The sequence below is a fragment of the Lachnoclostridium sp. An14 genome (assembly GCF_002160755.1).
Lineage (GTDB): Bacteria > Bacillota > Clostridia > Lachnospirales > Lachnospiraceae > Lachnoclostridium_A.
In genome coordinates, this window is sequence record NZ_NFLE01000010.1 from 94354 (window position 1) to 120082 (window position 25729).

24 protein-coding genes, 1 pseudogene and 1 riboswitch are annotated in these 25729 nt (G+C 57.5%); of the genes and pseudogenes, 5 read left to right on the top strand and 20 right to left on the bottom strand.

The genetic code is table 11. The features are described 5' to 3' along the window. Nucleotides 1-53 precede the first annotated feature (53 nt). A complete protein-coding gene (locus B5E84_RS20600; protein ID WP_162612829.1) occupies nt 54-227 on the bottom strand; it encodes a hypothetical protein in 174 nt (57 codons plus the stop codon). 197 nt (nt 228-424) lie between these two features. On the opposite strand from B5E84_RS20600, the gene B5E84_RS07825 reads away from it, so the two are divergent. Beyond that, complete coding sequence (locus B5E84_RS07825; protein WP_162612830.1) at nt 425-886, top strand: MarR family winged helix-turn-helix transcriptional regulator; 462 nt, start codon at nt 425-427, stop codon at nt 884-886. After that, nucleotides 883-1371, top strand: a complete 489-nt coding sequence (locus B5E84_RS07830; protein WP_087221535.1) for a GNAT family N-acetyltransferase — start codon at nt 883-885, stop codon at nt 1369-1371. Before B5E84_RS07825 ends, B5E84_RS07830 begins: the two co-directional genes overlap by 4 nt. 51 nt (nt 1372-1422) lie before the next feature. On the opposite strand, the gene B5E84_RS07835 is transcribed toward B5E84_RS07830, so the two are convergent. Further along, the gene (locus tag B5E84_RS07835) at nt 1423-2226 is read right to left on the bottom strand and encodes a MerR family transcriptional regulator (protein WP_087221536.1); all 804 of its coding nucleotides are present in this window, start codon (nt 2224-2226) and stop codon (nt 1423-1425) included. A gap of 83 nt (nt 2227-2309) precedes the next feature. Here B5E84_RS07835 and B5E84_RS07840 point away from each other — a divergent pair, with 83 nt between their 5' ends. Further along, nucleotides 2310-3638, top strand: a complete 1329-nt coding sequence (locus tag B5E84_RS07840; protein ID WP_162612831.1) for an MATE family efflux transporter — start codon at nt 2310-2312, stop codon at nt 3636-3638. Nucleotides 3639-3775: 137 nt separating this feature from the next. Here B5E84_RS07840 and nrdD read toward each other — a convergent pair whose 3' ends face one another. The 8 genes from nrdD to B5E84_RS07880 form a co-directional block, all read right to left on the bottom strand. Continuing rightward, entirely contained in the window at nt 3776-5908 is a 2133-nt protein-coding gene (gene nrdD / locus B5E84_RS07845; protein ID WP_087221540.1) for an anaerobic ribonucleoside-triphosphate reductase, read from the bottom strand. Next, a complete protein-coding gene (scpB, locus tag B5E84_RS21490) occupies nt 5895-7154 on the bottom strand; it encodes an SMC-Scp complex subunit ScpB (protein WP_330374210.1) in 1260 nt (419 codons plus the stop codon). The genes nrdD and scpB overlap by 14 nt, the downstream gene beginning before the upstream one ends. A 33-nt stretch (nt 7155-7187) precedes the next feature. Further along, the gene (locus B5E84_RS07855; protein WP_087221542.1) at nt 7188-7982 is read right to left on the bottom strand and encodes a segregation and condensation protein A; all 795 of its coding nucleotides are present in this window, start codon (nt 7980-7982) and stop codon (nt 7188-7190) included. Between the two features lie 102 nt (nt 7983-8084). Then, a complete protein-coding gene (locus B5E84_RS07860; RefSeq protein WP_087221544.1) occupies nt 8085-8924 on the bottom strand; it encodes a metallophosphoesterase in 840 nt (279 codons plus the stop codon). Nucleotides 8925-8935: 11 nt separating this feature from the next. Further along, nucleotides 8936-9529 carry a rubrerythrin gene (rbr, locus tag B5E84_RS07865; protein ID WP_087221546.1) on the bottom strand — a complete coding sequence of 198 codons (594 nt, stop codon included), beginning with the start codon at nt 9527-9529 and terminating at the stop codon, nt 8936-8938. Between the two features lie 99 nt (nt 9530-9628). After that, complete coding sequence (locus B5E84_RS07870; RefSeq protein WP_087221548.1) at nt 9629-10003, bottom strand: winged helix-turn-helix transcriptional regulator; 375 nt, start codon at nt 10001-10003, stop codon at nt 9629-9631. Nucleotides 10004-10158: 155 nt separating this feature from the next. Beyond that, nucleotides 10159-10890 carry an ABC transporter permease gene (locus tag B5E84_RS07875; RefSeq protein ID WP_087221550.1) on the bottom strand — a complete coding sequence of 244 codons (732 nt, stop codon included), beginning with the start codon at nt 10888-10890 and terminating at the stop codon, nt 10159-10161. Further along, entirely contained in the window at nt 10881-11726 is an 846-nt protein-coding gene (locus B5E84_RS07880) for an ABC transporter ATP-binding protein (protein ID WP_087221552.1), read from the bottom strand. The genes B5E84_RS07875 and B5E84_RS07880 overlap by 10 nt, the downstream gene beginning before the upstream one ends. 201 nt (nt 11727-11927) lie before the next feature. After that, nucleotides 11928-12086, top strand: a riboswitch (M-box (ykoK) riboswitch). Nucleotides 12087-12323: 237 nt separating this feature from the next. Here B5E84_RS07880 and mgtE point away from each other — a divergent pair. Continuing rightward, nucleotides 12324-13727, top strand: a complete 1404-nt coding sequence (mgtE, locus tag B5E84_RS07885) for a magnesium transporter (protein WP_087221554.1) — start codon at nt 12324-12326, stop codon at nt 13725-13727. A gap of 120 nt (nt 13728-13847) precedes the next feature. Here the strand turns inward: mgtE and B5E84_RS07890 are convergent, their stop codons facing one another. The 10 genes from B5E84_RS07890 to B5E84_RS07935 form a co-directional block, all read right to left on the bottom strand. Beyond that, a complete protein-coding gene (locus B5E84_RS07890; protein ID WP_087221556.1) occupies nt 13848-14135 on the bottom strand; it encodes a DUF503 domain-containing protein in 288 nt (95 codons plus the stop codon). After that, nucleotides 14132-14917: a nucleotidyltransferase domain-containing protein gene (locus tag B5E84_RS07895; RefSeq protein ID WP_242963323.1), complete on the bottom strand. Its 786-nt coding sequence runs from the start codon at nt 14915-14917 to the stop codon at nt 14132-14134. Before B5E84_RS07895 ends, B5E84_RS07890 begins: the two co-directional genes overlap by 4 nt. Nucleotides 14918-14919: 2 nt before the next feature. Beyond that, nucleotides 14920-15936, bottom strand: a complete 1017-nt coding sequence (locus B5E84_RS07900; protein ID WP_087221577.1) for a nucleotidyltransferase domain-containing protein — start codon at nt 15934-15936, stop codon at nt 14920-14922. Nucleotides 15937-16076: 140 nt separating this feature from the next. Then, nucleotides 16077-18257: an ATP-binding protein gene (locus B5E84_RS07905; RefSeq protein ID WP_087221558.1), complete on the bottom strand. Its 2181-nt coding sequence runs from the start codon at nt 18255-18257 to the stop codon at nt 16077-16079. Beyond that, complete coding sequence (locus tag B5E84_RS07910; protein WP_087221560.1) at nt 18244-18936, bottom strand: response regulator transcription factor; 693 nt, start codon at nt 18934-18936, stop codon at nt 18244-18246. The genes B5E84_RS07905 and B5E84_RS07910 overlap by 14 nt, the downstream gene beginning before the upstream one ends. A 202-nt stretch (nt 18937-19138) precedes the next feature. Further along, complete coding sequence (locus B5E84_RS07915) at nt 19139-20437, bottom strand: CitMHS family transporter (protein WP_087221563.1); 1299 nt, start codon at nt 20435-20437, stop codon at nt 19139-19141. 282 nt (nt 20438-20719) lie between these two features. After that, nucleotides 20720-21952, bottom strand: coding sequence for a BaiN/RdsA family NAD(P)/FAD-dependent oxidoreductase (locus B5E84_RS07920; RefSeq protein ID WP_087221579.1), 1233 nt, complete (start codon nt 21950-21952; stop codon nt 20720-20722). Nucleotides 21953-22168: 216 nt separating this feature from the next. Further along, a complete protein-coding gene (locus B5E84_RS07925; RefSeq protein WP_087221565.1) occupies nt 22169-23488 on the bottom strand; it encodes an aspartate kinase in 1320 nt (439 codons plus the stop codon). A 114-nt stretch (nt 23489-23602) separates the two neighbouring features. Continuing rightward, nucleotides 23603-24205 carry a hydrolase gene (locus B5E84_RS07930; RefSeq protein ID WP_087221566.1) on the bottom strand — a complete coding sequence of 201 codons (603 nt, stop codon included), beginning with the start codon at nt 24203-24205 and terminating at the stop codon, nt 23603-23605. Then, nucleotides 24202-24678 (bottom strand): 2-thiouracil desulfurase family protein, encoded by a 477-nt coding sequence (locus B5E84_RS07935; RefSeq protein WP_087221581.1) that lies wholly within the window; start codon nt 24676-24678, stop codon nt 24202-24204. The genes B5E84_RS07930 and B5E84_RS07935 overlap by 4 nt, the downstream gene beginning before the upstream one ends. Nucleotides 24679-24854: 176 nt before the next feature. Here B5E84_RS07935 and B5E84_RS07940 point away from each other — a divergent pair. After that, nucleotides 24855-25729 (top strand): annotated as a pseudogene (locus B5E84_RS07940) (hypothetical protein); the annotation flags it as partial.

A 25729-nucleotide genomic window follows, 5' to 3' on the forward strand; every position in this document is an offset into this window, starting at 1 on the left:
CGTTTTTCTATATGAGACACCAAAGGCGAAAGGACAGATACGGCCGGAGCCCTCTACGGGAGACGGTCCGGCCCCGGTTCCTCCTCCTCCGGCTCGTAGCCAAGGCCGGCCAGAAAGCGGAAAAGAAGGCGTCGCGCCGCCTGTTTTTGCTCCTCCTCCGGCAGGTCCTCAAACAGGACCGCCGCGCCGTCTCGCTCTATGTAAATCCTGGTTTTTGGCGGTTCCATGGCTCTCCCTCCTCTGTAAAGGATATGCGAGGGGCTGAAAAATATTTCTGCTGCCCTGCGGGAGATGGCGGTTTCCTGAAATACAATTTCCGCAAATGAGTTGACAAAATCAACTCTATGGTTTAAGCTTATAGTGTTGACAAAATCAACTCATCAAAATTCTATCACACACTGTGAAAACGGAAGGGGGGAACCATTTGGATCCGGAGCTTATTCAAACCATCCGTGCCTTCAACCGCTACTACACCGCCTGGCTGGACGTGCTGAACCGGGATTACCTGGAAACGGAGCTCTCCTGGGCAGAGGCGAGAGTCCTGTTTGAAATCCACCTTTTCCCGGAAATCACCGCCACGGAGCTGTGCAGCCATCTAAGCATGGATAAAAGCTACGTGAGCCGCCTTTTGAGTACCTTTGAAAAACGGGGATTTCTCACCAGGGAGCTCATTCCCGGCAGCAAGGGCGTAAAAAAAATACGTCTGACAAGGCAGGGGGAGCGGGAGGCGGCGCGCATCGACGAAAACGGCAGCCGGCAGATCCGGGACAAACTTTCCGGCATGGATGAGGGCACCTGCCGCCGTCTCTGCCAGGCCATGGTCTTTATCGAAACTGCCCTGCGGGAGCAGGACCAGAAACAAAAAGAGGAGGAGGAATTTTTATGAAATCAGACATCACCATCCGCACGTACCGGCCGGGAGATCCCAGCCTGGTGTGCTATTTTCAGTACCGGCTGTATGAAAAACAGTTCCATTTTAACGGGCTGTATGAACAGGAAATGTTAGGGGGAATGGCGGAGCTCTACGACGATCCGGAGGGCAGCCAGATGTGGATTGCCGAGGCAGACGGGGCCATCGTGGGAGACATCGCTATCATCAAGCGGGGCGAGCACCAGGCGCAGCTTCGCTGGTTCGGGGTGGATATGGCCATGCAGGGACAGGGGCTGGGAAACCGGCTGCTGCAGACGGCTATGGATTTCTGTGCCAAAAAGGGTTATACCCACGTTACCCTGGGCACCCTGAATATTTTGCAGCCGGCCCGTCACCTCTATGCCAAATTCGGATTCCAGAAAACGGAGAGCGAGCCTTTCAACGACTGGGATCCCAGCCGGGAGATGGAGCATGAGACCTGGGAGCGGAATCAGGGCTAGGACAATAGGCGCCCCGGAAGGAACCGGCGGCCCTGTTTCGCGGCGCCCTCCTTACTCCGGCAGGCTGCAGCGAATCTCAAACACCGGGGTGGAGTAATTGAATTTTCCGGAGAACAGCTCCACCTCCACCACCGTCTTTCCGTAATCCTGCTCAAACAGTTCTGGAAAGATCTGCGGGGCGCTGCGGATGCCGCTCTCTCTGGAGACGGCGCAGGCGTACATTCCCGCGGGAATCCGCAGGATCTGGGGAAAGGACTCCAAGGGCAGCTCCGTTTCCTGAATGTCGATGAACAGAAAGGATCGGATCTCCCCGCCCCTCCAGAGCAGCATCTGGCCGTTGTTATAGCCGGCCCGCAGGCCGTGTTTTTCCAAATCGGCAATCAGGCGGTAGACGGCCCCGTGAAAATCCGGCGCCGTCTGGGTCCCCTCGTAGGGGATCGTCCAGCACAGCCGTTCCGGAAAGTTGGCCGTCGCGCGGCCCTTTTGGAGGCATCGTTCCGCGTGAAGCATTTCCTGCTGGATCGTTTCCAAAAAGGTCAGACGTTTCTGGATGCGCTCCATTTTCTCCCGGGTCAGGCGGACTCCGTATTCCGCCAGCCTGGCGTAGTCGATCTGACCGTCTTCTTCCAGGAGAAATTCCCGGAACTGTTTCAGGGGGATGTCCAGCTCGGCGCAGTACTGGATCGCCTCCACAATTCTCGTCTGCTGAAAGGTGTAATACCGGTACTGGCTCTCCGGATCCACGTAGGCCGGTTTCAGGATTCCCAGGGTTTCATAGTAGCGCAGGGACTGGATGTGGACGCCGGTGAGCTTGGACAGTTTCCCGATGGAAAACAGCCTGTTTTTTTCTGTCATACGTTCTCCCTCTTGACTCTCATATTATATCAGACTTTATAATATGGCATTGCAGAAAAGAAGTCAAGCAAAGGAGAATGTGTATGGATCTTTTGAAGGAACCTATCGGAAAGCTGTATCTGAAATTCCTGCTGCCATCCCTGTTTTCCGCCCTGGTCACCACCGTCTACAGCTTTGTGGACACCATCGCCATCGGTCAGGGTGTGGGGACGGATGGAGCGGCGGCCTGCGCCATCATTTACCCCGTCTTCGGGGTGGCCTCCCTGTTCGGGTTTCTCTGCGGCATCGGCGGTTCCGTCCGCTTTGGAATGGCCCGCGGGGAGGGGCGGATAGAAAAGGCAAACGCCTACTACACCGCCTCTCTCCTGTTAGCGCTGGCCCTCACCGCCGTGGTGTGGCCGCTCACTGCCCTGTTTCAGAGGGAAATCTTTACCCTCTTTGGGGCCAGCGAGACCCTGATGCCCCTGGTGCTGGAGTATGGAAGCTGGATCGTGCTGGCCTTTCCCGCCTTTATCCTCTCCTCCTACCTCACCTGCATGGTGCGGTGCGACGGGGCGCCCGGCGTGGTGATGGGCGCAGTCATTACCGGCGGGGTGTTCAACGTGTTCGGGGACTGGTTTTTCGTCTTTCCCATGGATATGGGCATGGCGGGCGCCGCCATCGCCACGGTGGGCGGGACGGTGATCCAGTTTTTCATCCTCTTGGGATACCTCTTTACGAAAAACTGCCATCTGAAACTGGTAAAGCCCTGGGTGCTGTCAAAGGCATTTTTTAAAGCGGTCACAGCCGGATTCAGCGCCTCCGTGCTGGAGTTTGCGTTCATCGCCCTGACCTGCATTTTAAACAACCAGATTATGCGCTACGGCGGTGAGGTGGCCCTCTCAGTATTCGGCGTGGTGCTGAGCTGCTCCGGGATGTTTCAGCATCTTTTCACCGGCGTGGGGCAGGCCATTCAGCCCGTGGCCACCACAAACTACGGGGCGGGACAGCTGGGGCGCATCCTCTCTTTGCGCCGCGTTTCCCAGTGGACCGTGACGGCCTTCGGCCTGGTCTTTATGCTGTCCGGCCTTCTGTTTCCCACCCAGATCATCCGCTTTTTCGTAAACGCCACGCCGGAGGTGCTGGAGGCGGCTCCCACCATCATGGGGATCTATTTTATCTCCTTCCTGTTTATGGGGATCAATATCTGGGCTACTTTTTACTTTCAGTCCATCTTAAGGACCCGCCTCTCCACCCTGCTCACCGTCCTGCGGGGAATCGTCATCAGCGCCCTGCTGCTGTACCTTCTGCCCCTGTGGCTGGGAATCCGGGGCGTGTGGTGGGCCATGGTGCTCACAGAGGGGCTGGTGGCCGTCATCACCCTGGCCTGCATGGCCGTCACAGAGCGAAAGATGAGACAGAAGGCCCGGTGAGCGGAGCCGGCCGTTTCCCTCCCCTTTCATCAAAAACAGGGCAGCCGCGCCCCGAAAACCATCTGGTTTCAAAGGCGCGGCAGCCCTGCCGTTCGTTTTATCCTGTTCTTTTATGGCTTTTCTTCCGCCGTTTTTCCTTACATACTCTTTCTCTCAGCGATCTCCGCCATCTTGGCGTCGTTTAACCGGGTGTCTCCCTTGACTCTGGAATAGCTTAAATAGCCGTTCATGCGGTCAATCTTCGTTAAGTTGCGGCTGCCGCATTTGGGGCAGACATCCATCTCCAGCTCCTCGTGGCCGCAGTCGTCGCAGTAGGCCAGGGACAGGTTTACGCCCTCGTAAAAGCCTAAGTCCATGGCGCGGCGCACCAGGGTTTTCACCGCCTCCACGTTGTAGCTGATGGGGTATTTCACGTACTGGATCTTTCCTCCGTTGCACAGCTCCCAGAACCGGTACTCCAGATCCTGTTTCTCGATGGGGGTGATGTCCTCCGTCACGTGGCAGTGGAACCCGTTGCTCACATACTCCCGGTCGGACACGTTTTCCACGATGCCATATTTCTTGCGGAACTGCTTGATCTGCAGGCCGCAGAGGTTCTCCGCCGGGGTGGCGTAGATGGCGTACAGGTTGCCGTCCTCTTTTTTGAACTCGTCCACCTTTTTATTGATGTGCTCCAGGGTCTCCAGGGCGAAAGCGCCGTCCTCCACCAGGGATTTCCCGTTGTACAGGCGCTGGAGCTCGTTTAAGGCGGTGATGCCGAAGGAGGCGGTGGCCGTCTTTAACAGAGGCTTGATCTTGTCGTGAAGGCCCAGATGGCCGCCGTAAAAACCGCCCTCGCAGTAGGCCAGGGGGTTGGTGGACGCCCGCATCTCCCCTAAATAGGCGTAGGTGCGGATGTGCAGCTTGCGGATCAGGTTCAGGTAGTAGTCCAGCACCTCAAAAAAATCCCGGCTCTCCTGTCTGGCCTTTGCCAGGATCATGGGCAGGTGAAGGCTGACGACGCCTACGTTGAAACGGCCGACGAACACCGGCGCGTCCTTCTCGTCCGCCGGGTACATCCCGCCCCGCTCATACCAGGGGGATAAAAACGCCCGGCAGCCCATGGGGGAAATGATCTTGCCATACTGCTTGTACATACTGGCGATGTAGCCTTTTCCCGTGAGGGAGAGCCAGTCGGGGTACATGGTCTTTCTGGAGCACTCGATTCCCGCCTCGAAGACGTCCTCCAGCTCTCCTCCCGGCCCGTGCAGCTTTTCGTCGTAGAGGAACACGATTTTCGGGAACAGCACCGGTTTCCGGTGGCCTTTCTTTCCCTGTCCCTTTTTGCGGACGTTTAACATGGTGATGGTGGCCATTTTGGCGAAACGGCTGGTGCCGGTGCCGGCGGTCATGGTGATAAAGGGGTAGTCGCCGCGGCTGGAGGAAACGGAGTTGAATTTATACTCCCATCCCTGGAATCCCTGCTCCATATCCCTCTGCACGTCGGCCCAGGCTACCTCCTCGGCCTTGTCGTGGTCCAGCCCCAGGTTTTCGTATTTTTCCGTGTATTTCTCGTAGGATTTCTCCGCGTAGGGGGCTAAAATCTCCTCCACGCTGGGCACCGTAAAGCCGCCGTACTGCTGGCTGGCGGCGCTTAACACGATGTCTCCGATGACGTCGAAGGCCACGTCCAGGGTCTTGGGCTCGTTGTACCATAAGTTTCCCATCTCGAAACCGCCGGTGAGCACTTCCTTGACGTTAAACAGGCAGCAGTTCATGGTGTCCCGTCTGGCGGACATATCGTGGATATAAATGTAGCCGTCCCGGCAGGCCTGCAGCTCCTCCACCGTCATGAAAAACTTCTGGTAGAGGGATTTGTTCAGCTCGTTGAAAATCAGGCTGCGCTTGGTGGAAACCAGGGCGCTGTCGGTGTTGGAATTTTCCTTGTCGCCGATGTACATGATGGACTGGCTCTTTTTGTAGACCTCGTCCAGCATCTGCACGAAATCCTGCTTGTAGTTGCGGTAGTCCCGGTAGCTCTTGGCCACGGCCGGGTTTACCTTCTCCAGGGCGCCCTCCACCAGGTTGTGCATCTGGGCGATGGGGATCTCCGGCACGTCCAGGGCCTCCGCCTTCTCCTCCACAAACTGGCAGATGAAGGTGAGCTCTGCCTGGGAAAAGGTGATCATGGCCCGCTCCGCGGACTTATTCACCGCCACCACAACCTTCTGTACGTTAAATTCTTCCTTCGTTCCGTCTTTTTTTATGACTTTAATATCACTGCACTTCAATGGTCTCTCCTCCAATTTCTTCTGCCTGTCGCTGATCTGATTGCTGTCCCTCCGGCTGGTCGAAAATCCGTTCCTCCCGGGAAACCGTGGTATCCGCCTGGGCGGGCGGCTCCTGGGGCTTTTCCCCATCAGGGGAATCCAGCTCCTGGAATGTTTCCCCGTTCGCAGGCCCGAAATCCGCAGACGCATCCTGAGATGTTTCCTCATTCGCAAAATCCTCGTCCGGTTCTGGTTCCTGGGTGGTTTCCTCATCCGCGGAACCGGATTCCTCAGACACATCCTGGGATACTTCCTCATCCGCAAAATCCAAAGCCGCTGCCGGTTCCTGCGATCCTTCCTCTTTCACGGAATCGAATCCTTCCGCCCCGGCCTGGGATACTTCCTCATCCGCAAAATCAAATCCTTCCTCCCCAGCCTGGGTGGTTTCTTCATCCGCAAAATCCGCTCCCGCCCCGGTCTCCGACGCCGCGGCCGCCTCCGCAAAGGACAGCTGCTCCTGCTCTCCCCCGCTCTCCGGCTTTCCGTCTGCCTCCTCCGGGTGGTACTGCAGCTCCTCCTCGGCCTCCTGCTTAAACTCCTCGATCTGCTCCGGAGCCACGTCCGGCAGATCCTCTGTGGAGCCAATGCCGAACCTCCGCAGAAATTCTTCCGTGGTGGCAAACAGGGCCGGCCGTCCAGGGGCGTCCAGCCGCCCGGCCTCGTAGACTAAGTTGTACTCCACCAGACGGTTTACGGCGTGGTCGGACTTGACGCCGCGGATCTTTTCAATCTCCATTTTCGTCACCGGCTGCTTGTAGGCGATGATGGACAGGGTCTCCAGCATCACGTCTGTGAGCACCTGTTTTTTCGGCGCGGAGGCCACCCGGATCAGGTTCTCATAAAACCGGGCCTTTGTGCACAGCTGCACCCTATCCTCCAGCTCAATGACCTGCATCCCCCGGTTTTCCGCCTCGTACCGTTTTTTCAGTCTCTGTACCACCGTCCAGGCTGTCTTCATATCCTGGTCAATGGCCACCGCCAGCTGTTTTAACTCCACAGACGAACCCATGGTAAACAGCACCGCCTCCACAATGGCCTCCCAGTCGCTCTCCGGGTAGGCTCCCGGCCTGGCGGGCGGGGTCTCCTCCGGGAGTCCCTCCAGCCGCAGCTGCTCAAATTCCTCCCGCAAAAGCTCCTCCTCCATGGCCTCATGGCGGGCCATCACCTCATCCAAATGAAATTCCTCGTCCTCGTATCTGTCTCCCATATGTAAACTCCCGCTTTTCTTTTTGCCTGCCGCCTATTCCAGCTCCCCGATGCCCTCTAAGTCCAGTTCCTCCTCCTCGCCTTCCGCTTCCAGAGTCTCGATCTCCATGTCGTCAAAGAGCTCCTCCTGGGTAAGGCGGATCTTTCCGATTTTCATCAGCTCCAGCACCGCTAAGAAGGTGACCACGATCTCCAGCTTATCCCCCTGCTTTTCCAGCATGGAGCGGAAACTGAATTTCCGGTGCTCTCTGGCGTAGCCCATGACGGAGGCGATCTTCTGCTCCAGGCTCACCGGCTCCCGGCGGATGGTGCCGAACCGGCTACGGATGGGATCCACCTTGTCCTCCTGACGGCGCATCACCGCCTCGAAGATCCCCTGAAGCTTTGCCAGGGTCAGCCCGTCTAAGAGCTTGTCCAGATCCACCGGCGGCTCGTACTTTGCCACCTCCTTGGGGATGGTGGGGGCTTTGTAGAGGACCTTGTCCGCGTCCAGCTCCCGGTCCTTTAGCTCCAGAGCCATGTATTTGTACATCTTGTATTCCAGCAGTCTGGCCACCAGCTCCGCCCTGGGATCCTCCTCCTCGCCCTCCTCGTTCACCTCGGCTGGCAGGAGCATCCGGGACTTGATGTCCAGAAGGGTGGCCGCCATCACCAGAAATTCGCTGACCACATTTAAGTCCTCCCGCTCCATCCGGCTCACGTAGTCCAGGTACTGCTCCGTGATCTCGGCGATGGGGATGTCATAAATGCTCACCTTATTTTTTTCAATCAGGTGCAGCAGCAAATCCAGGGGCCCCTCAAACTGCTCTAATTTATAGGAAATACTCATGTTCTCTCTGTCCTTTCCCGCAGCGTTTCCCTGCGGAATCGCGATACTCAGTATAGCAGACTTTTCCCATTCTGTAAATAAGCCATTTTACCAAAATATAGATCAGGATTTCAAACGCACCACAACAACTTGTGGTTTGTTGTTGAACCGGATGCGGATGGAATGGGTGCCCAGCCCGCGGCTGACGATCATCCGTTTCCCGTCCTCCTCAAAGTCCCCGGCGCAGCAGGGCAGGAAAAACTGATACTGGGGCGTCATCACCCCGCCAAGCACCGGCAGGCGGATGGTTCCCCCGTGGAAATGGCCCGCCAGCGTCAAATCCGCCCCCCAGCCCCGGTAGGCGTCAAAAAACAGGGGAGAATGGGCCAGAAGGATCTGAAACCGCTCCCGGTCCGCCCTCCCCGCCAGACGGGCCACGTCTTCCCTCTTTAATTTGGCCGGGCGGAATTTCTCGTAATACGCCTTTTCCAGGTCAATCCCGGTGATGGCCAGATCTCCGTCCACCGCCGTCTCATTGGAAAGGCAGACGGCCCCCGCCTGTTTCAGCTCCCTGACATACTCCTCATACCGCTCTCTCTGCGGCCCGGCGGCCATCCGCGTCTCGTGGTTTCCGTTCCCGCAGTAGACGGGATAGCGGGACGCCAGCTCTTTGATCAGATGAAGGGCCGGCTCCAGCTCATAGGCACCCTTAGCCACCATCATGTCCCCGCCGATGAGAATCAGGTCGGGACGGACGGCGCCGATGGCCTGCAAAAGCTCCCGGTTTCCCGGCCCAAACTCCTGGTTATGTAGGTCGGACAGGAACACCGCGGTCCTGTCCTTTCTGATTTTTTTCGATGTGACGGTGTATTCCTCCGCCACAAAGTGGCGTTTCTCATACTCTGAGCGGAGCAGCCCGCCGGCTGCCGCCAGACAGGCTGCTGCTGTCAACTCTAAAATCATGGTTCCTCCCATCACTGGATATAAGGGGCCAGCTCCAGACGGATGAAATACCCCTGCTCATGGCTGCACACCGGGCATTTTGCCGGGGCGTTCTTTCCGTGGTAGACATAGCCGCAGTTTAAGCACATCCAGCCTGTGTCAATCTCTGACACAAAGAGCTGGTTCTTTTCCATCATCTCCGCAAACAGATGGAACCGGTCCCCGTGAACCTTCTCGATGGACGCGATCATCTCAAAACTGCTGCTGATCCGGTCAAAGCCCTCCTCCTTGGCGATCTGGGCAAACCGGCGGTACACGTCGTCGTGCTCCTCGTACTCGTTGTGGCGGGCCGCCTTTAAAAGATCCAGGGTGCCGGGGTAAATGTCCACCGGGTAGCCGCCGTCGATCTGGATGGTCTGTCCCGCCAGCTCCTCCAAGTGGTTGTAAAAGATTTCCGCGTGCTCCTTTTCCTGGTTGGCGGTGAACTGGAAAATGGCCTCGATCACCGGCAGCCCTTCCTTCTTCGCCATCCCCGCCGCGAAGGTGTAGCGGTTTCTGGCCTGGCTCTCTCCCGCGAAGGCCCGCATTAAGTTTCTGGCAGTCTCACTGTTTTTCAAATCTGGCATTGTCATGTCCTCCTGTTCCGAAATGTTCCTGTTTTGGATTCCATGTTATCATGCCCTGAATTGGAAAATTTTATGTAAGAAACCGCCTTTTCCTGCCGGTTACCGGTAGTCGCACCGCCTGCACTGCACCATGGACGGCTCCCACTCCTCTCTGTGGTAGGCCCCCGCCCACTGGCAGATGGTCTGCAAAATGGGAACCACCGAGTTTCCCTTTTCCGTCAGGGAATACTCCACCCGCGGCGGGATCTCGTCGTAGGATTTCCGGGCGACCATGCCGTCCGCCATCAGTTCCTTTAAGGTGGCGGCCAGCACCGCGTCCGTGATATTTCCCATTTCCCTGCGCAGCTCGCTGTAGCGTAGCACCTTCTTTTCCGCCAGTACGCAGATAATTCTCGACCTCCACTTTCCGCCAAACAGCTCCAGGCCGTATTCCAGCGGGCAGCGGATGTCCCGTTCCAGTTTATGCTGATACATAAAAGCCCCTCCTTCCGGGGAGAATCGTCTCCCTCTGTGCCGATTGTACCCAATCCGCTGGCCTGGCGCAAGTTACTATGAAATTTATGAGTGAGCGGATTGCAGGGCGCGCGGCAGGAAACCATTCCCCGTCCAAGGCGTCCCCGTTTCCTCCGTCACACCTCCCGGTAGCAGGCCCGCACGCAGAGGAAGGAGAAGGCCGCCGTAAACAGCACCGCCGCCGCCATGGACGGCCAGTACACGCTGCCCCCGAAGGACAGCTCCCGGATGAGCCGGGTGGTGTGGGTCAGGGGCATGGCGTTCACCACCCATTTGAGCACCGTAGGAATCCCCTCCAGGGAGAAAAAGGTGCCGCAGAGGAAGGACATGGGGGTGATGACGATGTTGGTAAAGTTATTCATGTCGTAGTGGCTCTCCATGAGCATGGCCGCCAGAAAGCCCAGGGCGGCGAACATCAGGGCGTTGACGGCCACGGCGGCAAAGAGCCAGCCGTTTAAAGCCAGGCCGGCCCCGGACACCAGTCCCAGGATCAGGATAAAGAGCCCGGAGTACATTCCCCGTAGCGCCCCCGCCAGGATATGGCCCATGGCCAGAAGGTACATCCTGGTGGGAGAATAGAGGTAGCACTCAAAGCTTTTCTCGTGGAGCCGCATAACGCTGATGCGGGTGGAAACGGAGGTGTAGCTGTTTCTCATGGTGGTCATGGCCAAAAGCCCCGGCAGCAGGTAGGACAGATAGGGCCTTCCATCCACCTCCATCACCCGCCCCAGGCCCATGCCGAAGGTGACGAAGTACAGCAGGGGCGATACCATCTGAGACAGGGTGATGCGCCAGAATCTCCGCTTGAAAAACAGCCATTCCCTCCACAAAATCGTGGTTATCTCCATCCTCCCACCTCCTTGCTGGTATAGTGAAAGAACACGTCCTCCAACGTGGATTTTCCCACGTTGCAGAGCACATCCATCCCGGCGGCCCTGGCTCTCGCCTCCGCCAGGGTGGGGAAAAATTCTGACCGCCGTTTCTCTCCCCCGTCGTACTCCACCTTAAAGCTGCCAATCTCCGCGATCAGCCCCTCCGGCGTGTTCTCCCGGAAAATTTTGCCTCCGTCAATGAGCATCACCTGGTCGCAGAGCTGCTCCGCCTCCTCGATGTAATGGGTGGTGAGGAGGATCGTTTTCCCCTCCTTGTGCTGCAGGCGCAGAAAATCCCAGATGTCCCGGCGGGCGTTGGGGTCAATGCCCACGGTAGGCTCATCCAAAAACAGGTACTGGGGGTCGTGGATCAGGGATTTGGCGATCATCAGTTTCCGTTTCATCCCTCCCGACAGGTTCTGGGCCACCCTGGTTCTCACCCCGTCCAGCCCTAAAAATGCCAGCAGCCGGTCCGTGGCCGCTGCGATGTCCCCTTTGTCCATGCGGTACAGCCGGCCGGCGAACTCCATATTTTCCTCCACCGTCAGCTCCTTGTCCAGGTTGATGTGCTGGCTGGTGATCCCGATGGCCTGTTTTACCTCCACCGCGTTCCGGTCCATGACCTTCCCGTCAAAGGACACCGTGCCGGCATCGGGCATCAAAAGCCCGGTCATCATCCGCATCAGGGTGGTTTTCCCCGCCCCGTTGGGCCCTAAAAGCCCCAAAAACGTCCCGTCCGGCACCTTCATGGACACCTCCCGGACGGCGTCTACCGTTCCAAAGCTCTTGCAGAGCGCCTCGCATACAATCATCGAATCTCCTCCCCGCCCCCAAAACAGGCGGCAAAGAGACCGTAAGCCGTGTTTCTTCCCATCTTCTGACCTTTCGTTTCCCTCTCATAAAAATGTGCAGGCGGAAACCTGCGATACATAGCATGGTAGCACACTTTAAAGGCCGGGGCAAGATTTATTTTTCCTTGACAACGGCCGCCGTCTGTGTCAGAATGAAGGGGCAATAATATTCGGTAGGTGAGGCTACCTCAGGGATATGGGTTGCTGCCGGTTAAAGGTGGAGACACTCTTAATCTGGTCAACAGTCTGCGTCGTTTCAAGGCGCCGAATAACGCAACTGCACGCCCTGGGAAGCTAAAGCTTGAACGATATGATACGTACCCGTACCGCCATATCATACGTTTAGGCCGTGTGATATGGCTTTTTTATGTCATAGGAAAGCGTTTCCCATGACACAAAAGCCTCCGGCGGGAGGCGATCTATTTTGATGAGAAAGGAGGCAGATGAATGGACGGCGACAGTTACCCTGACACAACTAACACGGGATATGCGGACCTATGCGGCCGTTCGGCATCTGCGGGGGTTCGCCTGTCCCTCTGACGAAAAGGAGGAACCCCTATGAAAAGACAGGACTTTATCAACGAGAACATGACCCTGGAAATCATCCGTTTCATCCGCAGGAGCCCGGACCAGACGGCGCTCCTCTCCGGCCTGGACGCCTACCATGACCGGGATATCGCCCTGGCCCTGGAGGCCCTTACCCCCGCTGAGCGGCAGGCCCTCTACGGCGTCCTGGGCGAAGGATGGACGGCGGAACTTTTCCCCTACTACGAGGAGGCGGACAGCCGCTTGACGGAGCTGACCCCGGACCAGGCGGCAGGCATCCTGGAGCACATGGATTCCGACGAGGCCGCCAGGCTTTTGGAGCAGGTGCCGGAATCCTTCGCCCGCAGCGTCGAGCCGCGGCTGAGCCGGGAAACCTCCGGGGAAATCCGGTTTCTCGCCTCCTACGGAGACGATGAGATCGGCAGCCTTATGACCACCAACTACATCTCCATCCGCCGGGATCTGACGGTCAAGGAGGCTATGACAGAGCTGATCCGCCAGAGCGAGGAAAACGACAACATTTCCACCCTCTACGCCGTGGACGAGTCCGGCCGCTTTGCCGGAGCCATCGACTTAAAGGAACTGATCCTGGCCAGGGAGCACACGCCCTTAGAGACCATTATCACTGCCTCTTACCCCTTCGTTTACGACCACGACGACCCGGAAGCCTGCATGGACTGGATCCGGGACTATGAGGAAGACTCCCTTCCCGTGCTAAACGGGGACCGCCGGCTGGTGGGAGTGATCACCGTCCAGGACGTGGTGGACTACGTGGAGGCCAGATCCAGAGAGGTCTACAGCAAGCTGGCGGGCATCGCCGAGGGCGGGGAAAATGAGGATTTAAAGGAAACCCTGGCAGTGAGCATGAAAAAGCGGCTCCCCTGGCTGGTGGCCCTGCTGTTTCTGGGAATGATGGTGTCCACGGTGGTGGGGATGTTTGAGGGCATTGTGGCAAAAATCGCCCTTCTCATCTGTTTCCAGTCCCTGATCCTGGATATGGCGGGAAATGTGGGCACCCAGTCCCTGGCGGTCACCATCCGGGTGCTCATGGACGACGGGGTCACCATGAGAGAAAAGCTGGCCCTGGTGTGGAAAGAAGTGCGGATCGGCCTGGCAAACGGCGGCCTTTTAGGCCTGGTGGCCTTCGTCTGCATCGGAATATACGTGTTTCTGCTCAAGGGCCAGGCCCTGGTGTACGCCTTTTCCGTCTCCGCCTGCGTGGGCATCTCCCTGGTGTTAGCCATGGCCATCTCCAGCCTGGCGGGAACGGTCATCCCCCTGTTTTTCCACAAGATCAAGGTGGATCCGGCGGTGGCCTCCGGCCCTCTCATCACCACGGTCAACGACCTGGTAGCCGTAGTCACCTACTATGGGATGGCCTGGCTGATGCTGGTTCGCCTGCTGCGGCTGGCGTGAAGGCTGAGGACGGCTGAAACCGGTGGGGAGCTGAACGGGTTTCCAGCGCCCAGGGCGCAAAACGGCCGGGCCGGAAATATCTGAATTTCCGGCCCGGCCCATGGTTTTTCATCCCCCTGTCTACCGCAGCTCCCGCTCCACGGAGACGATTTCCGCCTCCGTATTCCTCTCCACAAAGTCTAAAATATCTTCCATCACGCTGTCCGCCTGGGCGCTGTGAGCCGCGACGGCCGCGATCCCGATGACAATGGTCTGGTGGACGTCCTGCTCCCCGGTCTCCGCTGCCGACACATGATACCTGTTTCCGATTTTTCCCAGCAGGCTTTTTACCACCATCCGTTTCTCCTTCAGGGAGTGCACCCAGGGGGCGTACAGCCGCAATTCCATCACTGCCACGTGAACCTTCATCCCTTTCCTCCCTTCTTCCATCCAACCGCCTTCAAAAACGCCCCGTTCAGCCCGCTCCAGTCCCGTTTTCTGTCGTCTGGCAGCGTTTCCGCCAGGGTTTTCTGCCGTTCCAGCTCCCCCTCGATAAATTCCTGGAGGATGGGGTTTTGGGGATGACGCTCCTGTTCTGCGGAGACCAGCTTGACCGCCAGCACCTCCCCGATGGCCTCTTTTAAGGCCGGGGGCAGCTCCTGTTTCAGCAGTTCGTCAAAGGGAACAGGGGCTGGCCGCCGCCAGGTCTCCATATACCGCACCGCCAGCAGGGGGCGCAGGGCATAAAAATACTTCTTGTACCGCACCTGTTCCTCCTGCAACTCCTGGAGATACGTGTTTTTGGCTGTTCCATAGTAGTGGTACACCGCCGTTTTCATGGAAAAATATGGCTCTGCCGCCTGAAACACTTCTTTCCAGCCCTCTGTGGTGCGGTACACCACCGGGGAATTGGCCCACTCAAAGAGGGTGGCGTTTCCTCTCTGAAACTGGATCAGGGCTTTCTTCAGATCCCAACCGTTCACATCCAGCACCTCGTCCAACTGCCACTCGATCACGTCCCTGGGGCCGTCCAGGCGCAGATATTCCTCCGCTGGGCGCACGTAAACAAAACGCACGTCGTAGTCGCTGTCCGGGGATGCCAGCCCCCAGGCCCGGCTCCCGGACTCCACAGCGTGGAGAATGCGTACGTTTTCCCGTTTTTCAATCTCCAGCAACGTTTCCTCAATCTCTTTTCTGATGTCTCTCTCCACGGCTACACCTCCAATGCCCTGCGGTTTATGGACTCCACAAACGTTTCCACCCGCTCCATATCCGGGTTGTCCGGCAGAATGCTCTCCCTGGCCGCTCGCTCCAGACGGGTTTCATAGTCTGCCAGCAGGTCGTAAAATTCCGGGGAGAAGGTTTTATCCTCCCGCTGGAACCCGCCGGTCCGGATCCGGACCAGTAGGTCATGTTCTTCTGTCCGCCTGGTGCGGATTTCTCCCCGCTCCAGAATGTCTATGGCCATCATAAACAGGCGGATCAGGTGCATGGCGTGCTTGTTTAAATGGTTGTCGTCCTTTTTTCGGTTCCGTTTTCCCAGCTTATCGTAATCCTTTACCACGTTGTGCATGGCGGCCCACATCCGTTCGTAGTCCCGCAGAGGCAGGTGGCGGTAGTCCGCGTCCACGAAGATTTCCGTCTCCAGCCCCGGATGCTCCGCCTGGTCGATGTAGAGCCGGATACTGCCCTTCTCAAAGGAGGCGTAGCGGCGCTGAAAGTCCTCCAGGGCGTTCCTCACGGAACGGAGAATGTGCTGCTCCCGCTCCTTTTGAGGCATGGAATCCCTGGCGATGGCGTTCTGCAGCCGCCGCAGCTGGGCTCCGGCGTAGCCGCCGAAGGATTTCGCCGCCCGCTTGGACAGGAAGATGGCCCTGTTTTCCAAAAGCTCCCGGCCCAGGGGGGTTAACATCAGGTACTGATCCTCCTCCAGCCCCAGGATCTCGCAGGTGTTGGGGTTACACTCCAGAAGGAGTTTCACCATCTTATTGAAGGAATAGATCACCGTGTCCGTGCGGGTGTCCTCATACTGCTCAAACTCCGTCAGTCCTAACAGGTCGGAGGGCAGGTTTAAGGTGATGCCGCGAAAATCAATGTCGCTGTTTTCGTTATGGGTGCCGTAGGCGTAGCTGCCGCCCAGGCCCAAAAGAAGGATCCGCTTTCCCAGACGGGGCTCCGTCTGTAAAAAACGGTATAACTCTGTATTCAATAGCGCTTTAAAATCCGGCATAAAAGCCCCCTTTCTGGGGAATTCCCCATCGGTTTCCCGGCATTTCAAAGGGACAGCCCTCTCCCGGGGTTCTGCCGCGGCCGCGGCTGATTTTTCCGCTGGAATAGCGTGGCCTTTTCCCCTCATTTTCCCGCCAGCCCTCACAGCACCTCGTCTATATGCTCCCCAATATCCGTTTTCAGGATAAATCCATCCAGAAACCCGTTTTTCAGATACCAGGAGAATTTCTCCTCCTCTTTTCCGCTCATGAGAACGAGGCGGATGCCGGGATTTAGTTTCCGCACCATTTCCGCAAACTCCAGCCCGTTGATGGAGGGCATGGAGTAGTCGGTGAGGATCACGTCGCACAGCTCCCGTTTCTTTTGCAGCTTGGACAGCACCACCGCCGGATGGCTCCAGCACCTGACTTTGTACCCCTTTCGGGAGAGAAGGAGCTCCAGCGTCCGGAGCATCTCCGGATCGTCGTCCACCACACCCACACGGCTGACTTCCCTTCCGTTTTCCCCGCTGGTTTCCGGGACGTCTGCCTCCGTTTCCGGAAAATAGAGGAAAAATTCGGTCCCTTTTCCCGGCTCGCTCTCCAGGCGGATGGAACCTCCCGCCACGGATACCATGTTCTGAATCACCGCCAGCCCCAGGCCAGTCCCCTTTCCTCTCCCCTTCGTGGTGTAAAAGGGCTCGAAAATCTTCTCCTGGGCCTCTTTGCTGATGCCGCAGCCCGTATCTTTTACCCGCAGCACCGCCCATGAGGACTCCGTCAGGTTCTCCTGCCCTTCCGGCGGGGGTACGGAGGTCTTATAAATCACGGACAGGCTGCCGCCGGTGTTCTCCATGGCATGAAAGGCATTGTTGCAGAGGTTCATAAGGATCTGCTCCGCCATTCCCGCCCGTCCTTTGATGTAAAAGTCCCGCTCCTCCAGCTCCGCGCGGAAACTGACGGATTCCGGCACCAGCTGGCGGATCATATCCACCGCCTGCCTCATTCCTTCCGTCAGATTGACGGCAGTGAGCCGGACGCTGGAATCCTGCCGGCTGAAGTCCAAAAGCTTTCTGGATAAGTCCGCCGCCTGGGAGGCCGCGTCCAGAATGCCCCGCACCAGCTCCTGATTTTCCGCCGAGATGGTCTCATCTGTCTCCAGCAGGCCGCCGTACACCATGACCGGCGTCAGATAGTTGTTGAACTCGTGGGCAATCCGGCTGCTCATCTGTCCCACCGACTGCATCCGCTGGTACTGCTGGATCTGCTCCTCCTTCCGGTACAGCAGTTCCATGCCCTCGTTGATCTCCTTTAAATAGGCGATCTCCCGTTTCTGCCCTCCGTATCTGACCACGCTTTTTGTGGTCACGTACACAAACAGGGCCACCATCAGAAGAAAGCATCCGCTCACCCAGGCCAGGCGCTGAATCATCCTGTTTAAGGGGCCGTTCAGCTCCTCGTAGGGGATGGTGGAATTGACAATCCAGCTCTCCCCCGGCAGCTGGATGGTGGTGTATGCCACCACCCGCTTTTCCGGGTTCGGGTTCGGGCCTTCGTCGTCCCACTGGTAAGAATTGATCAATCCCACCCCCGCCGGCTGCTCCTGCTGCAGCTGAATCCAGGCGAAAAGGTCGGTGAGATCCAGCTCCGGATACCGCTGGCTCCTGTCATAGACCGCGTCCATACCGATCTGATCGGGAGCGTGGTGCATAATAATAGAAAGGCTGCTGTCCTTCACCACGGAATAGCCCCCGTCCCCGATCCGCACCGGCTCCACAATCCGGTCGTACACCGCGTCCAGATTCATGGCGTACACTGCCGTATATTCTTCATTTCCACAGGAAAACCTTCTGGAAATATACATTTCATACCGCTTTTGGGAAACATCCAGGCGCTTGCCGCAGATCACCGCCCGGTCCCCTTCGGGAATGCTCTCAACGTCCAGCTCCACCTTACCCTGTTCATAGATCCGCTGTCCTTCGGCGTCAAAACAGACCTCCGCCACATACAGCTCATCCCCGCTGTCCAGAAAGGCGGCGGAAGCCTGTTCCTTTGCCTCCGCATCCCAGATTTTCCTCTGTTCCTCCGCGGTATCATAGTACAGGTCGATCCGCGCCAGCTCCTGATTGATAAAATTCACCAGGCTGGCCCCCACCGTCTCCGCCATGGTGAGCAGCTCCTCCTGCTGCATTTCAATCAGATCCTTCTTATAATCGGAATAGGAGCGGACCGTGAGAAACACAATCACCCAGGTGGCCAAAAGGCCGGCAGCCACGGTAAATACCGCGGCCCCCGCTCCGTACCCCCACTCCTTCCGTCCCTGCTTCGTTTTATGACCGTCCATAGAAAATGTACCCAATTCCCCGCACGGTTTTTAAATACACCGGCTGGCTCCCGTTTTCCTCAATTTTTTCCCGAATCCGTTTGATATACACCATGATGGTGTTGTCATCCACCACCTGCTCGCTCCACACCTGGCAGTACAGCTGCTCTTTGGTAAAGACCTGTCCCGGGTGCTCCATGAAAAAACGGAACAGCGCCAGCTCCCTGGCGGTAAAATTTAACAGCCTGCCGTCCTTTCTGCACTCCAGTTTCATCAGATCAAAGCTGAAGGGCCCCACCTCCACCGTATTCCGGCGCTGATGGCTGTACACGCTGTTTCGCCGGATCAGGGCCTTCACCTTCTGAATCAGCACCGACAGGTGAAAGGGCTTTGTCAGGTAATCATCGGCCCCCAATCCCAGCCCCAGCACCTGATCCATCTCCTGATCCCTTCCGCTGAGCATGAGCACCGGCGTCATGATCCCCTCTGCCCGGAGTTTCTGGAGAATGGCGTATCCGTCCATATCCTGCATCATCACATCCAGCACGATCAGGTCATAGGTCTGCTCCCCGATCCGTTTCAGCCCGTCTTCTCCGCAGGCCGCCTCGTCCACTTCCATCCCTTCCCGGACAAATGCCGTCTTCAGCGCCAGCCGTACCGCCAGCTCGTCATCTATAATCAGTATTTTTTCTTTTGCCATTGCTGCACCCCTTTTTCTCCGCGTCTTATCTGAATATTATAGCGTTTTCCTATTCTAAACGCAACGGTTCCTGTTTTCCCATCTCTGCGGCCCGGTCTCTCTGCCCTTCGGAACCTTTCCTTTCTCTGAAATCGTTCATACGACAAAAAGATATGGGAAAACGCGGAACCGTTTCCCATATCTTTTTGTAATTTTCGCGAAATCAGACCGCGACCACTCCGATCACCACCGCGAACACCAGCATAATGATGCTGACGATCCAGTACGGCGGAATGCTGAACTTCATGTGATCCTTTAATTCCGTGTTGGTCAGGCCGATGGCCAGGAAAGTGGCCGGAACCAGAGGGCTGACCATCAGGGCCAGGTTCTTTCCGATGACCATGGTAATGGCCGTATTTAAGGAGGCCACGCCGTAGGTCTCTCCCACCTGCATTACCAGAGGCATGATCCCGTAGAAGTAGGCGTCGGTTCCGATGCAAAGTCCCAGCGGCAGAGCCAGGATTCCGAAAATGATGTGGATGAACTGTCCCAGGAAATCGGGAATGATTCCCATAATGGCAGTGGCCATCTCCGTGAGCATTCCGGTTCCGTCAAAAATACCTACCATAGCGCCCGCGCTGAACAGGGTGGCGGAAATCATCAGGGCCGCGGGAGCGTGTTTTTTCACCAGCTTGTCCTGGAGTTTCTGATCCGGATAATTCACTGCCAGAGCCAGGCACAGGGCCACTAAGAAGGCTACGTAGCTGGTCACGATCCCCACAGAGAGGACGGCGATGAGGAAGACCGTCAGCAGCAGGTTGAAAATCAGCAGCTTGGGACGTCTTAAGGCATCTTCCTCCTCTTTTTTCTTCTCATCCGTTTCCACCGCGATGCCTTTTCCGGCTCCGGCTCCCTGTTTCACTGCCAGCATTCCCAGAAGGACGGCTAAAACCATATTCATGGCCAGGCCGATGATCTGAATGGGAATCAGCATATGCCACAGCTCATTGGCATCCATGGACAGTACCGTGGCGGCTCTTGCCACAGGACCGCCCCAGGGCAGCAGGTTCATGACGCCCATGCAGGCGCCGGTGAGGCAGAGCAGGATCTTTGTGTCGATGTTCATTCTCTTGTACACCGGGTAGAGAGCCGGAATGGTGATCAGTACCGTGGTGGCCGTGGTGCCGTCCAGATGGGCGATGGTGGCGATAATGGCCGTGGCCACCGTCACGGCGATGACGCTGTTTCCTGCCCGTTTTACCAGGAAATTCACGATCACGTCAAACATTCCCGTATCCGACATGACGCCGAAATAGATGACGGAAAAGATGAACAGGATTCCGTTGCTGGTGGTGGTGCCGATTCCTTCCTTAATAAAATCAGCCACCTCCAAAGGCCCGAACCCTAAAATCAGAGCCGCCACCGTAGGTATTACCGTGAGCACCACAATCGGCGACATTTTTCCCTTCAAAAGCAGGAATACGATTACCGCAATCATGATAAAACCGACTAATGCTATCATTTTTGTTTCCCCCTATGTTTTCTTTTGTTCCTTTCCTCTGTTCTGTGCACGGAACGGAAAAGCGTATGCTTTTGTTCTGATTCCATCATAAAAAACCAGCCTGAATATATCGTGACTGGTTTTTTACAATCTGTTAAGATTTTGTATATTTTTTAGGGGAATGCTTGATTTTATAGAACTGGATGGCGGTTTTATTTCTGCTTTCACCGGCAGACGGTATACGTCTGGGTGGATTCATCACGCGGCGCGTAGTAATTTGGAAACGTCAGATAGACAAACGTCCTACCCTTCCGCCCCCATCCCAGCCGCCCAGCCGCTGGACCAGGCCACCTGCAAGTTGAAACCGCCGGTCACGGCGTCCACGTCCAATACCTCACCGGCGAAAAACAGGCCCGGTACCAGTTTGGACTCCATGGTCGCCGGGTTGATTTCCTTTACGGAGACGCCGCCCTGGGTGATGATGGCCTCGTTGTAGCCCCGCAGGCCGGTGAGGGTCAGGCGGAAGTCCTTCAGGGCGCTTAGGAGCTGCCGCCGCTCCTGCCTGGTGATCTCGTTCACCCGTTTCTCCGGATCGATGCCGGAGCGGTCCACCATCACCGGGATGAGCTTGGCGGGCAGAAGGCCGCCCAGGGAGTTTTTAAACTGCTTGTTCTGCTGCCCCTCAAACTCCCGCACCAGCCTGGCGTCCAGCTGTTCCTCGGAGAGGGCCGGTTTTAAGTCGATGGACAGGGTGAGAGGCTCCTTTTTCAGCGCCTTGGCGGCGTAGCTGCTGGCGGAGAGGAGCACCGGCCCGCTGACCCCGAAATGGGTAAACAGCATTTCCCCAAACTCCCGGTACAATACCTTCTTTCCTTTATATACGGTGACCTCCACATTCTTTAAGGCCAGGCCCTGCAATTCTTTCCCCACCGGTTCCGCCGTCTCAAAGGGCACCAGGGCGGGGGAAAGCTCCGTCACCTTGTGGCCCGCCTCCCTGGCAAACCGGTAGCCGTCCCCGGTGGAGCCGGTGGTGGGATAGGAAAGGCCGCCGGTGGCCACGATCACCCGGTCAAACCGCTCCTCTCTCCCGCTTTTTAACCGCAGTCCCACACACCTTCCCTCCTCGATCATCAGGGAGGCTACCTCCTGGCGGTAGTGCACGTTCACCCCTAGGCGGGACAGGTGGTTTGAGAGGGCCTTGATCACGTCAGAGGACTTGTCGGAAACGGGAAACACCCGCTGCCCCCGCTCCGTCTTTAAGGGACAGCCCTCCCGCTCCAGAAGATCCATAATGTCCTGGTTGGTAAAGCCGTAAAAGCTGCTGTACAAAAATTTCCCGTTGGTCACCACGTTCTGGAAAAAATCCTCCGGGGCGCAGGCGTTGGTCACGTTGCAGCGGCCCTTTCCCGTGATGTAGATTTTCTTTCCCAGCTTTTCATTTTTCTCAAAAAGATGCACTTCCTGCCCTTGGCCGGCGGCTGCCGCCGCGGCCAGCATTCCGGCGGCTCCGCCGCCGATGATCCCTACTCTGCTCATGTTTCCTCCATTTCCTTCTCCCGTACGCCGGCGCAAGCCCTGGGCCCACCAGCGCCAAAATATGCTTTCGCCGGCTTTATTCCGCGCCAGAACTTCCGTCACCGGTTTTTGCATCACAGAAACTGACGCCTTCCGCGATACAAAAAGGAACGCCCCAGCCCGGCAGTCTCCCGCCCGCCTGCGCGGCGTCCCTTCTATCTTCATGTTCCGATTTTCCTATATCTCCGTGGTCACAAACACGTCGTAGATGGCCCGGATCGCCTCCTCAAAGTCCTCGTTGCGCACGCCCACGATGATGTTGGACTCGCTGGAGCCCTGGTCGATCATCTTGATATTGATGCGGGCATGGGCCAGAGCGGCAAATACCCGCGCCGCCGTTCCCCGGCTGCCCTTCATGCCGCGGCCAACCACCGCCACCAGCGCCAGATCCGACTCCAGATCAATGAAATCCGGGGCCGCCGCCCGGTGAATCCCGGCGATCACCTGCTGTTCATGGGCCATAAATTCCGTCTGATGGATGAACACGGTCATGGTGTCGATGCCGGAGGGCATATGCTCAAAGGAAATGCCCTGCTCCTCTAAAACGCCCAGCACCTTCCTGCCAAAGCCCACCTCGGAGTTCATCATGGCTTTCTCGATGTACATGGAGCAAAAGCCCTTCTTTCCCGCGATTCCGGTGATGATGTGGCGCGGTTTCCTGCAGGTGTTCTCCACGATCAGCGTACCCTTGTCCTGGGGACGGTTGGTGTTGCGGATGTGGATGGGAATTCCCTCCTTGCGCACCGGGAAAATGGCGTCCTCGTGAAGCACGCTGGCTCCCATGTAGGACAGCTCCCGCAGCTCCTTGTAGGTGATGGTCTCGATCACCTCCGGATCCTCCACGATCCTGGGGTCCGCCACCAAAAAGCCGGACACATCCGTCCAGTTCTCGTATAAGTCGGCGTGAATGGCCCTGGCTACGATGGAGCCGGTGATGTCAGAGCCGCCCCTGGAAAAGGTGCGGATGCTGCCGTCTTTGGCGGAGCCGTAAAATCCGGGGATCACCGCCCGCTCCGTGTGGGCCAGGCGCTCCTCCAGCTCCCGGTTGGTCTCCTCCGACAGGAAGTTGCCGTTTTCATCGAAAAACACCACGTCAGCGGCGTCGATGAACTCGATTCCCAGATAGGCCGCCATCAGGATTCCGTTTAAATATTCCCCCCGGGAAGCGGCGTAATCCCTTCCCACTCCCGCCTGGAAATTCTCCTCGATGATCTGGAACTGGTGATCCAGGTTTAAATTCAGATGAAGGCCGTCGATGATCTCCTCATAACGGTCCCGGATCTTTTCCAGAATCTTTTTATAGCTCTTTCCCTGGGACGCGGCGTCATAGCACTGATAGAGCAGGTCCGTGACCTTCTCGTCCTTGTCATTCCTTTTTCCGGGAGCAGACGGCACTACGTATCTTCTGCCCTTGTCGGCGCGGATGATGTCCGCCACCTTTTTAAACTGTTTCGCACTGGCAAGGGAACTGCCGCCGAACTTTACGACTATCTTCATGTATATGTACTCTCCTCAAACTTTTTGCCATTTTCGGATGCCGGAGCCCCAAGGGGAAAATCGCAACCATTCCGCTGATCCTCTGACCCCACATCATTTCAGGGGAATCATACTCTATTTTGTCTCCCCTGTCAAGACCGCAGCCTCCTCATTTACCGCCGTCTCGCTGGCCTTCATGGCCTCCAGGGTCTTTTCCATCAGCTCCTCCAGGCTCCAGCCCAGGCGCTCCGCCCCCGTGCGGATCACGTCCCGGGAACAGCCGGCGGCAAACCGTTTGTCCTTAAATTTCTTTTTCAGGCTGGAAAGCTCCATGTCCGTACAGCTCTTGGAGGGGCGCATTTTCGCCGCGGCTCCGATAAGGCCTGTGAGCTCGTCCGCGGCAAACAGGAATTTCTCCATCTCGTCCTCCGGCTCCACGTCGGAACACAGCCCGTAGCCATGGCACACGATGGCGTGCACCAGCTCCGGCTCCGCGTTCACCTCTGCCAAAAGCTCCGGGGCCTTTTTGCAGTGCTCCTCCGGATATTTCTCAAAATCCACGTCGTGAAGCAGTCCGGCCATGCCCCAGAAATCTGCCTCCTCTCCCCGGCCGCAGGCTCCGGCGTACCAGCGCATCACCGCCTCCACCGTCAAGCCGTGGAGCACGTGGAACGGCTCCTGATTGTATTTTTTCAGCAGGCTGATGGCCTGCTCCCTCGTCACTTTCGTCTCTCTCATCCTTCTGACCTCTCTTTCTTTCGCTCTCGGATCCGCTCCGTCAGCTCCCGCAGACGGCTCTCCCCGAACACTTCCACTCCCTGGCACAGCAGAGTTTCCGCCGTCAGGCCGTTTCCTTCCGTCAGCGTCCTGGAAAATGTGCCGTCGTAAACGCGGCCGCAGCCGCAGGAAGGGCTTTTTTCCTTTAAAAGCGCCAGGCGGCAGCCGTAGAGCTCTGCCAGACGCAAGGCCCCTTTTGCCCCGCGCCCGTACGGTTCTGTCACATCCGTGCCCGTTTCCGTCACTACCCGGTCTCCCTGCCGTTCCGCCGGAGGACGGGGGGTGGGAAGTCCGCCCAGCTGTTCCGGGCACATGGGGATGAGCGCGCATTCTCTCATCAGCTCCCCCACTCCCTCATAGGTCTTTCCCTGCCCGTCGTAGCGGCAGGGCAGGCCCAGCAGGCAGGCGCTTACCAGTACCGGTTCCTTTTCCATTTTGATCACCGCCCTTTTATTTTGCCTGTCCAGACAGGCGGAAGGGACAAGCCCTCGCCGGCTTTCCCCCTTTTGCCCCTGGTGTCTCATCTATTATACCCGCCCCGTTTCCGTTCCGCAACGGCTTTTTCCTACATATATATAAGGTATATTGAATAAAAACAGGAGGAATTCTCATGCCTGATGCAATCGCCATCACTCCTCTGCATATATTGTATCTGGTTGGCGTCATCGTGATTCTGGCGGTGATGGTCCTGCGAAGGGACACTCCGGCCGTCTGCATCGCGTTTCTCTTTTTCTTAGGGGTCGTGGGGCTGGGAAGTGTTGCCGGCGGCGTCCAGGTGGTGTTTAAAGCCATCCTGTACGCCGCTACCCAGTTCATGGAGGTGATCGCCACCATCGCCCTGGTGACGGCCCTCTCCAAATGCCTCACGGACTTAGGCAGCGACTACCTGCTTATGACGCCCATGGCGCGGGTGATGAAAACCCCCGCCCTCACCTGGTGGATCCTGGGATTTGCCATGCTCCTCTTTTCCCTGTTTCTGTGGCCGTCGCCCTCCGTGGCCCTGGTGGGGGCCATCATGCTCCCCTTCGCGGTGAAAACGGGGCTCAACCCCCTGTTGGCCGCCATGTCTATGAACCTGTTCGGCCACGGCATCGCCTTAAGCTACGACTTGGTGATCCAGGGGGCGCCTGCCATCTCCGCCGGAGCCGCCGGGATCGAGACTACCGCCATTTTGTCGGAAGGAAAATACCTGTTCTGGGTCATGGGTATCGTCACCGTGGGATCGGCCTTTCTCTTAAACCGCAGCCAGATGCGGGCGGCCGCTGGAAACGGGGCGGAAACAGGGCAAACAGTATCTGGCCTGGAAACGGCTCACGCCCGGGAAACGGTGCCCGCCCTGGAAACGGTGCCCGGCCTGGAAACTGTGCCTGCCCCGGAAACGGCTCACACCCCGGAAACGGTGCCCGCCCTGGAAACAGCCGCCGCGAATGCCGTGAATGCCGCGGACGCCAAAAACCGCCCCACCCCGGCCAAACAAACCAGCTC

Coding starts and splice junctions, on each gene's coding strand:
- B5E84_RS20600 (WP_162612829.1), bottom strand. CDS start 227: ATGGAACCGCCAAAAACCAGGATTTACATAGAGCGAGACGGCGCGGCG.
- B5E84_RS07830 (WP_087221535.1), top strand. CDS start 883: ATGAAATCAGACATCACCATCCGCACGTACCGGCCGGGAGATCCCAGC.
- B5E84_RS07835 (WP_087221536.1), bottom strand. CDS start 2,226: ATGACAGAAAAAAACAGGCTGTTTTCCATCGGGAAACTGTCCAAGCTC.
- B5E84_RS07840 (WP_162612831.1), top strand. CDS start 2,310: ATGGATCTTTTGAAGGAACCTATCGGAAAGCTGTATCTGAAATTCCTG.
- scpB (WP_330374210.1), bottom strand. CDS start 7,154: ATGGGAGACAGATACGAGGACGAGGAATTTCATTTGGATGAGGTGATG.
- B5E84_RS07855 (WP_087221542.1), bottom strand. CDS start 7,982: ATGAGTATTTCCTATAAATTAGAGCAGTTTGAGGGGCCCCTGGATTTG.
- B5E84_RS07860 (WP_087221544.1), bottom strand. CDS start 8,924: ATGATTTTAGAGTTGACAGCAGCAGCCTGTCTGGCGGCAGCCGGCGGG.
- rbr (WP_087221546.1), bottom strand. CDS start 9,529: ATGCCAGATTTGAAAAACAGTGAGACTGCCAGAAACTTAATGCGGGCC.
- B5E84_RS07870 (WP_087221548.1), bottom strand. CDS start 10,003: ATGTATCAGCATAAACTGGAACGGGACATCCGCTGCCCGCTGGAATAC.
- B5E84_RS07875 (WP_087221550.1), bottom strand. CDS start 10,890: ATGGAGATAACCACGATTTTGTGGAGGGAATGGCTGTTTTTCAAGCGG.
- B5E84_RS07880 (WP_087221552.1), bottom strand. CDS start 11,726: ATGATTGTATGCGAGGCGCTCTGCAAGAGCTTTGGAACGGTAGACGCC.
- mgtE (WP_087221554.1), top strand. CDS start 12,324: ATGAAAAGACAGGACTTTATCAACGAGAACATGACCCTGGAAATCATC.
- B5E84_RS07890 (WP_087221556.1), bottom strand. CDS start 14,135: ATGAAGGTTCACGTGGCAGTGATGGAATTGCGGCTGTACGCCCCCTGG.
- B5E84_RS07900 (WP_087221577.1), bottom strand. CDS start 15,936: ATGCCGGATTTTAAAGCGCTATTGAATACAGAGTTATACCGTTTTTTA.
- B5E84_RS07905 (WP_087221558.1), bottom strand. CDS start 18,257: ATGGACGGTCATAAAACGAAGCAGGGACGGAAGGAGTGGGGGTACGGA.
- B5E84_RS07910 (WP_087221560.1), bottom strand. CDS start 18,936: ATGGCAAAAGAAAAAATACTGATTATAGATGACGAGCTGGCGGTACGG.
- B5E84_RS07915 (WP_087221563.1), bottom strand. CDS start 20,437: ATGATAGCATTAGTCGGTTTTATCATGATTGCGGTAATCGTATTCCTG.
- B5E84_RS07920 (WP_087221579.1), bottom strand. CDS start 21,952: ATGAGCAGAGTAGGGATCATCGGCGGCGGAGCCGCCGGAATGCTGGCC.
- B5E84_RS07925 (WP_087221565.1), bottom strand. CDS start 23,488: ATGAAGATAGTCGTAAAGTTCGGCGGCAGTTCCCTTGCCAGTGCGAAA.
- B5E84_RS07930 (WP_087221566.1), bottom strand. CDS start 24,205: ATGAGAGAGACGAAAGTGACGAGGGAGCAGGCCATCAGCCTGCTGAAA.
- B5E84_RS07935 (WP_087221581.1), bottom strand. CDS start 24,678: ATGGAAAAGGAACCGGTACTGGTAAGCGCCTGCCTGCTGGGCCTGCCC.